This window comes from Geoglobus sp. (genome assembly GCF_054018175.1).
Genome location: NZ_JBPLZQ010000083.1, coordinates 1 through 6115 on the forward strand (window position 1 = coordinate 1; position 6115 = coordinate 6115).

The window sequence follows — 6115 nt, forward strand, 5'->3', positions numbered from 1 at the left end:
TACCCTACAGCTCGTCAATCAACTCTGTACCCGAGCCTTTCCACGAGTTCTCTCCTCTCCTTTTTCTCCTCGTCGGTCTCGATCCTTTCGACTTTCTGCCCATCCACCGCTCCGAGAACTGCACGCCCGAGCTCTGTCTCGGCGACGACTATCTCAATCGGGTTCGCCGAAGCGACGTATATGCTGCAAACCGCTGGATGTGATTTCACGGCGTTGAGGACGTTTATCGGGAATGCGTTCTCAACAAAAACCACAAAAACGTGACTCGCGGCAATGTTCAGCGCGTTTCTGGCGGCAAGCTCTTTCAGCTTCTCGTCATTTCCCGTGACTCTGGTGAGCTTTGGGGCCGCTTCGTTCATGGCTACTGCGCACTTTATTCCTGGAACTGATGTGAGCAGAGTTCTGAAAATGTCGTCGCACGTGAAAACTGTGAAGTTCGCCTGCCCGACGATCACTTGGTATCTGTTATCCGGGTTCTCGATCTTTACGACCTCCAGCTTCATGATCTTAGTGTATCGGGCGAGAAAATAACACTTTCGAATTCGAAAGATTTATTTGATATTTAATGTCAAGGTTGGCGGGGGGTAGGATGGAGGAGCTTCTCGTCTACATGAACGGAGAATTCGTCCCGGAAAGTCAGGCTAAGATCAGCATATTCGATCACGGTTTTCTGTACGGTGACGGAGTCTTTGAGGGAATAAGGGCGTACAACGGCAGAGTCTTCAAGCTTTACGAGCACATCGACAGGCTGTACGACTGCGCGAGAGTAATAGACCTCAAAATCCCGATCACTAAAGAGGAGTTTGCGGAGGCCATACTGGAGACGCTCAGGAGAAACGGTTTGAGGGACGCGTACATAAGACCAATCGTGACGAGGGGAGTGGGCGATCTTGGCCTCGATCCGAGGAAGTGCTCGGACCCGAGCATCATAATCATAACGAAGCCGTGGGGCAGGCTTTACGGAGACCTCTACGAAAGAGGCCTCAGAGCAGTGACCGTCACGGTCAGGAGAAACGCGATTGACGCGCTCCCCCCGAACATAAAGTCGCTGAACTACCTGAACAACATACTCGCCAAGATAGAGGCAAATGCGAAGGGAGGAGATGAGGCGATTTTCCTCGATCACAACGGTTACGTGAGCGAGGGGAGCGGGGACAACATCTTCATCATCAAGAACGGCGAGATCGTGACACCACCGACCATAAACAACCTCAGGGGGATAACGAGGGCCGTTGTGATAGACATAATACGGGAGCTGGGAATTCCGTTCAGGGAGGCAAACATCGGTCTCTTTGATCTCTACTCGGCGGACGAGATATTTGTCACGGGAACGGCTGCCGAAATAGCGCCGGTAACCTACATAGACGGCAGACCGGTTGGGGACGGAAAGCCGGGAGAGGTGACGAGAAGACTTATTGAAAAGTTCGGCGAGATAACGTCGAGGGAGGGCGTGGAGATATACAAGTGATCCGTGATGATCGTAACCCTCGTCGTTGAGCTGGAGGACAAACCGGGACAGCTGCTGAGGGTAATCGAGCCGATTTCGAGGATGGGTGGCAACATCATAAGCGTCGTTCACGACAGGCACAAGACGACGGCGATGAAGCGAGTCCCTGTGGAGCTCGTGATAGACATAGGCTCTGAAAAGCTCGAAAGTCTGGTCGAGAGAATAAAGCAGGCGGGCATACACGTTAGGAGCTACAACGAGGTGAGGCTCCTCGCCACTGCGAGCTTCCTGCTCATAGGGCACATAATTCACACAGACCTGAGCGACACGGTCAACAGGATTGACGAGACGGGCTACGCGGAGGTCGTGGAGCTGCACATAACGATGCCCAAGCTCAGCGAACCGTCAACGGCGCTCGTGACTATATCCGCGAAGGGCAAGGAGGAGTTGAAGAAGGCGGTTTCAATCCTCCGTGAGGTTTGTGAGAAAAAGAACATTCTCGTTATAGAGCCGCTGAATGAGGATCTGCTATGATCAGGATAGCGATTTTCGGCTTCGGTACGGTTGGCAGAGGGGTTGCAGAGGCGCTCGAGACCAACAGGCCCCTGATTGAGAGAGAGGTTGGCGATTACAGGATAGTCGCAATAGCCGACTCCAAGAGCTCAGTTTACGGAGACTTCAGCGTATCTCAGGCAATCAGAGAAAAGGAAGAGAGAGGGAAGCTTCCAGAAACCAAGAGGGCTGGCGAGCTATTCGACACAGTGGACTTTGACCTGCTGATAGACACCACGCCGACTGACGTTTTCACCGGGGAGCCGGGTCTCGGGTACATCAGGGAAGCGCTGAAGAGGGGAATAAACGTGATAACCTCCAGCAAAGGTCCGCTCGTGGTGGCGTTCAGGGAGATCATGTCTCTCGCTGAGAAGAATGGAGTCAGGGTGGGCTACGAGGCAACTGTGGGTGGAGCGATGCCGGTCATAAAGCTGATAAGGAACGATCTCGCGGGAAACAGGGTGAGAAGGGTCAGGGGTATCCTGAACGGGACGACCAACTACATCCTCTCGAGGATGGAGAGGGAGAGAATGCCCTATCAGCAGATTCTCAGCGAGGCACAGGAGCTCGGAATCGCTGAAGCTGACCCGGGGTATGACGTGCGGGGGATTGATGCTGGAGCGAAGCTCGTGATTCTTGCGAACTCGGTTTTCGGGGTGGATGCGAGGTTCGAAGACGTTAGGATCAGCGGGATCGAGGGGATAACTCCCGAGGCCTTTGAGGTCGCAGGTGAGAAGGGTTACACGATACGGCTCATAGCAGAGGCCGACGAGCACGGAAAGCTCGAGGTGTCTCCGAGGCTTGTCAAGCTGACACATCCGCTTGCAATCTACGGCACAATGAATGCAATCCTCGTCGAGACCGACCTTGCCGGTGAGGTCTTCGTGATAGGGAGAGGTGCAGGTAAGAGGGAGACCGCGAGTGCGATAATCTCCGACCTCGTTGATATGTATGGAAAGCGTAATAGCCATCCTTAAGTTCCTGACTGGTCTCGCGTTCCTTGTACAGGCCAGCAGGATGGATCTCAGGAGCAGGATTGTTCCGAACAGAGTGTGGAAAATCATGCTCGCGGCACTGATCCCACCCACTCTCCTTGAGCTGCTGCTGGTCAAGCACTCCACTCTCGAGCTGTACCTCGCTCTGTTTCAGGCGGTGTTCGTGATTTCCCTCGCGTATCTCTTTTACCGGGTGGGGTTTTACGGGGGAGCGGATGCGAAGGCACTGATGGTGCTCGCAGTCACCTTTCCCTTCTATCCTGAAGTGCACCCGTTTCCGGTGCTCATGAAGGGGTTCTCATTCGCGTTCTCGACGCTCGCAAATGCTGTGATTTTTGCTCCGCTGTTCGCTCTCTACTTTCTGCTTCTCAACCTTGTGAAGGAGGGTGCGGGGGGAATCAGGAAATTCTGGCTCTACTACTTCATCGGCAGAAGGGTTCCGGCGAGCCGCATACCCGACCACCACTCACTGCTCGAGTACGTGGATGAGGCGGACAGGCTGGTAAGGCTGAGGAGGGGCGTTGAACCGGACGACAGAATGCTGAGGAGGCTTGAAAAGGCTGCGAGAGAGGGGAGAATCGACAGGATATGGGTCACACCCCAGATACCCTTCATAGTCTTTCTCACCATCGGCTACGTGATGGCCTTCATCTTCGGTGACGTGCTGAGTTACGCGGTGGTGAATCTTTTACCTTAGCCCGAAGACACTCTCTCTGTTGAAGTCGAAGAAGGTCTCCTCTTTTTCTCCAGCTCTCAGCCTGAGCAAACGCGAGTCGTCAACCTCTCCCACGACTTGTGCCTCAATTCCATGCTCTCTGAAAACGTCCACGACCTTCTTTGCCTCTCCTGTCGTGACGACAAATCCACATGCGGGATAGGTTTTGAGCCACTGGAGAATGTCCACGTTCTCTGGCTTCGGAATCCGCTTTATGTCAATCCAGCCACCTCTTCCGCTGGTCTCGAGAAGCATTGCGACTGTGCCGGCAATTCCGGCGTTGCTGATATCTTTACCCGCGCCGACCAGACCCATTCTGGCCAGCCGGATCATCGATTCAAACTGTCTGATCAGCTGTTCCGGCTCTTTCCTAGTTGAGTCGAAGTTGTAGGGTAGCTTTTCGTGCGGTTTCCCTTCCGTGTCAACTGCGACCACTATTTTCTCTCCCGGCCTTGCGGTGGAGGACCTGATGACCCTCCCTCTCTCGGCAATGCCAACCATCGCCACATCTATGGAGTTGCCGGGACTGTCGGGGTGGACGTGCCCCTTCACCATCCTTATCCCGAAGAGCTCGAGCGCGTCGTTCATTCCTTTTTTCATCTCCTGCAGCTCTGCAACGCTCTTCGCCGAGATCACGTTGACCGCCATGAGCGGTCTTGCACCCATCGCGTAGATATCGTGGACGTTTACGAGGACGGAAACGAAACCGCCCCAGTAGAGGTCCTCTTCGAGAACTCTGTGCCAGATTCCATCCGAAGTTAGGACGATCTCACAGCCTTCCAGGCTGTAGAAGCCCGCATCTTCTCCAAAGAATTCTCCAACCACATCCCTGAACATACCGGCGTAGCTCTTTCTTGTGAGGCCCGGATAGTTTTTGAGCTCGGCAATCACGCGCTTCAGCTCGGTTTCATCATCTGCCATCAAAACCTCTCTTTCCTTTTTATTCAAATAGAGTTTTCGGGCTCTCCATGAAGTACAGGGTCGAGTTCGATGCGAGGAGGTGTGGTGGCGCCGGAGAGTGCATAGACGTTTGCGACAAGGGTGTGTGGGAGTGGAAGATGGTAGAGTACGAGTTCTTTGGCAGGAAGTTCAGGAGACCTATTCCGTTCCCGACCCATCAGTAGAGGTGCGTGGGTTGCAGGAAGTGCGAGAGAATCTGTCCGACGGGATGCATCAGCGTCGTCAGGGCAGAGGCATAACCTTTTTACCCCTCTTTCCTACCTGTCTCGATGAGGTTCGTTTTTCTCGAATCCTCCCTCGAAACGATTCCTCCGGAGATCGCGAGCCACGAGGTCGTGAGGAGGGACGCGAGGAGGAGGGGGAAGAGGGCGGAGGAGATGATTCTCGACGACTCCAGGCACCACAGAGCAATGGATGGTCTCGAGAACAGGGAGAAGAGGGGGAGGCCAGACATAGTCCACCACTGCCTGCTTGCCCTCCTCGATTCCTCTCTCAAAGACGTCGAAATTTACGTCCACACGATTTCCGGGAAAGTGATACGGGTGAACCGCAGGACAAGGCTTCCGAGAAATTACAACAGGTTCGTCGGGTTGATGGAGGACCTGTTCAAGAAGGGGAGAATTTCCGGGGGAGGGGAGGTGCTGCTGGAGATCGTGGATGATGGGCTGGACGAGTTGATCGACCAGAACGCGGTGGTGATGCACGAGGGGTATGGCGTTGAGCCACTTCTCGAGGCGGCAGCGTCAGGAGACCTTACTGTCTGCATAGGTGCATTTCCCCACGGAGACTTTGACGATATGGTGTGGGAGATCTTCAGGGAGAAAGGTGTCAGGTTCGCCGGATTTGGGGATGAACCAAAGACGAGTCTTTACGTCACGTATAAAACGATCTGTATTCTCGAAAAATTCAGTTAGCTTTTTATTTTACTCCGGTAAGGTTATTCCATGAGGTTCATCGCCTTTTCGGACACACACGACAATGTGGTGGCGATAAGGGATCTGCTGCGCGAGATCGAAGGTGAAAAGGTGGACTTTTACGTTCACGCTGGGGATGTGATTTCCCCCTTTGCTCTTAAGGAGCTCCTCGGTCTCGATAACCTCTATCTGGCGTTCGGCAACAACGACGGGGACAGGCAGAAGCTGATGGAGATCGCGGTGTCCAAGAACTGGGTGTTTGGAGACGTCATCAGGGTCGGCGACCTCGCCGTGTACCACGGCACGAGTCAGGAGGTGCTTAAAGCCCTTAGCAGCAGGTTCGAAATTGTTGTGTGCGGGCACACCCACAGGGCGGAGGTCAGAAAGGAGGGGAGGGCGAGGCTCCTCAACCCCGGAGAGGCGTGTGGATACCCCACCGGCAAAAGAACCCCCACAATCTCCAAGGATGGTGAGGTCAATACTGTGGAGTTCTGACCCAACCCCACTGGTTTTTAATCGCCGTTAAACGAGT

At 54.1% G+C, this 6115-nt stretch carries 9 protein-coding genes and 1 pseudogene; 8 read left to right on the forward strand and 2 right to left on the reverse strand.

The window, feature by feature from the left end; translation table 11 throughout:
• Positions 1 to 14: 14 nt before the first annotated feature.
• Positions 15 to 506, reverse strand: coding sequence for an adenosine-specific kinase (locus tag ACXJJC_RS06560; protein WP_456370364.1), 492 nt, complete (start codon positions 504 to 506; stop codon positions 15 to 17).
• An 83-nt stretch (positions 507 to 589) separates the two neighbouring features.
• Here ACXJJC_RS06560 and ilvE point away from each other — a divergent pair, with 83 nt between their 5' ends.
• The 4 genes from ilvE to ACXJJC_RS06580 are packed head-to-tail and all read left to right on the forward strand — an operon-like array spanning position 590 to position 3691.
• On the forward strand, positions 590 to 1468 hold the full coding sequence (gene ilvE, locus ACXJJC_RS06565) for a branched-chain-amino-acid transaminase (protein WP_456370366.1): 879 nt from the start codon (positions 590 to 592) through the stop codon (positions 1466 to 1468).
• A gap of 6 nt (positions 1469 to 1474) precedes the next feature.
• The gene (locus ACXJJC_RS06570; protein ID WP_456370352.1) at positions 1475 to 1981 is read left to right on the forward strand and encodes an ACT domain-containing protein; all 507 of its coding nucleotides are present in this window, start codon (positions 1475 to 1477) and stop codon (positions 1979 to 1981) included.
• Positions 1978 to 2976 (forward strand): homoserine dehydrogenase, encoded by a 999-nt coding sequence (locus ACXJJC_RS06575; protein WP_456370353.1) that lies wholly within the window; start codon positions 1978 to 1980, stop codon positions 2974 to 2976. Before ACXJJC_RS06570 ends, ACXJJC_RS06575 begins: the two co-directional genes overlap by 4 nt.
• Positions 2951 to 3691, forward strand: coding sequence for an A24 family peptidase C-terminal domain-containing protein (locus ACXJJC_RS06580; RefSeq protein WP_456370355.1), 741 nt, complete (start codon positions 2951 to 2953; stop codon positions 3689 to 3691). The genes ACXJJC_RS06575 and ACXJJC_RS06580 overlap by 26 nt, the downstream gene beginning before the upstream one ends.
• Here ACXJJC_RS06580 and ACXJJC_RS06585 read toward each other — a convergent pair.
• Positions 3683 to 4630 carry an AIR synthase related protein gene (locus tag ACXJJC_RS06585; protein WP_456370357.1) on the reverse strand — a complete coding sequence of 316 codons (948 nt, stop codon included), beginning with the start codon at positions 4628 to 4630 and terminating at the stop codon, positions 3683 to 3685. The two genes, ACXJJC_RS06580 and ACXJJC_RS06585, sit on opposite strands and share 9 nt — an antisense overlap.
• Before the next feature lie 47 nt (positions 4631 to 4677).
• Between ACXJJC_RS06585 and ACXJJC_RS06590 the strand changes: the two genes are divergently transcribed.
• The 4 genes and pseudogenes from ACXJJC_RS06590 (at position 4678) to ACXJJC_RS06605 (ending at position 6078) form a co-directional block, all read left to right on the forward strand.
• Positions 4678 to 4833 (forward strand): hypothetical protein, encoded by a 156-nt coding sequence (locus tag ACXJJC_RS06590; protein ID WP_456370359.1) that lies wholly within the window; start codon positions 4678 to 4680, stop codon positions 4831 to 4833.
• Positions 4834 to 4908 (forward strand): annotated as a pseudogene (locus ACXJJC_RS06595) (4Fe-4S binding protein); the annotation flags it as partial. It abuts the gene before it with no gap.
• Positions 4909 to 4938: 30 nt separating this feature from the next.
• On the forward strand, positions 4939 to 5583 hold the full coding sequence (locus tag ACXJJC_RS06600; RefSeq protein WP_456370361.1) for a 16S rRNA methyltransferase: 645 nt from the start codon (positions 4939 to 4941) through the stop codon (positions 5581 to 5583).
• Positions 5584 to 5613: 30 nt separating this feature from the next.
• Positions 5614 to 6078, forward strand: a complete 465-nt coding sequence (locus tag ACXJJC_RS06605; protein WP_456370362.1) for a YfcE family phosphodiesterase — start codon at positions 5614 to 5616, stop codon at positions 6076 to 6078.
• Positions 6079 to 6115 lie beyond the last annotated feature (37 nt).

Coding starts and splice junctions, on each gene's coding strand:
- ilvE (WP_456370366.1), top strand. CDS start 590: ATGGAGGAGCTTCTCGTCTACATGAACGGAGAATTCGTCCCGGAAAGT.
- ACXJJC_RS06570 (WP_456370352.1), top strand. CDS start 1,475: ATGATCGTAACCCTCGTCGTTGAGCTGGAGGACAAACCGGGACAGCTG.
- ACXJJC_RS06575 (WP_456370353.1), top strand. CDS start 1,978: ATGATCAGGATAGCGATTTTCGGCTTCGGTACGGTTGGCAGAGGGGTT.
- ACXJJC_RS06580 (WP_456370355.1), top strand. CDS start 2,951: ATGGAAAGCGTAATAGCCATCCTTAAGTTCCTGACTGGTCTCGCGTTC.
- ACXJJC_RS06585 (WP_456370357.1), bottom strand. CDS start 4,630: ATGGCAGATGATGAAACCGAGCTGAAGCGCGTGATTGCCGAGCTCAAA.
- ACXJJC_RS06590 (WP_456370359.1), top strand. CDS start 4,678: ATGAAGTACAGGGTCGAGTTCGATGCGAGGAGGTGTGGTGGCGCCGGA.
- ACXJJC_RS06600 (WP_456370361.1), top strand. CDS start 4,939: ATGAGGTTCGTTTTTCTCGAATCCTCCCTCGAAACGATTCCTCCGGAG.
- ACXJJC_RS06605 (WP_456370362.1), top strand. CDS start 5,614: ATGAGGTTCATCGCCTTTTCGGACACACACGACAATGTGGTGGCGATA.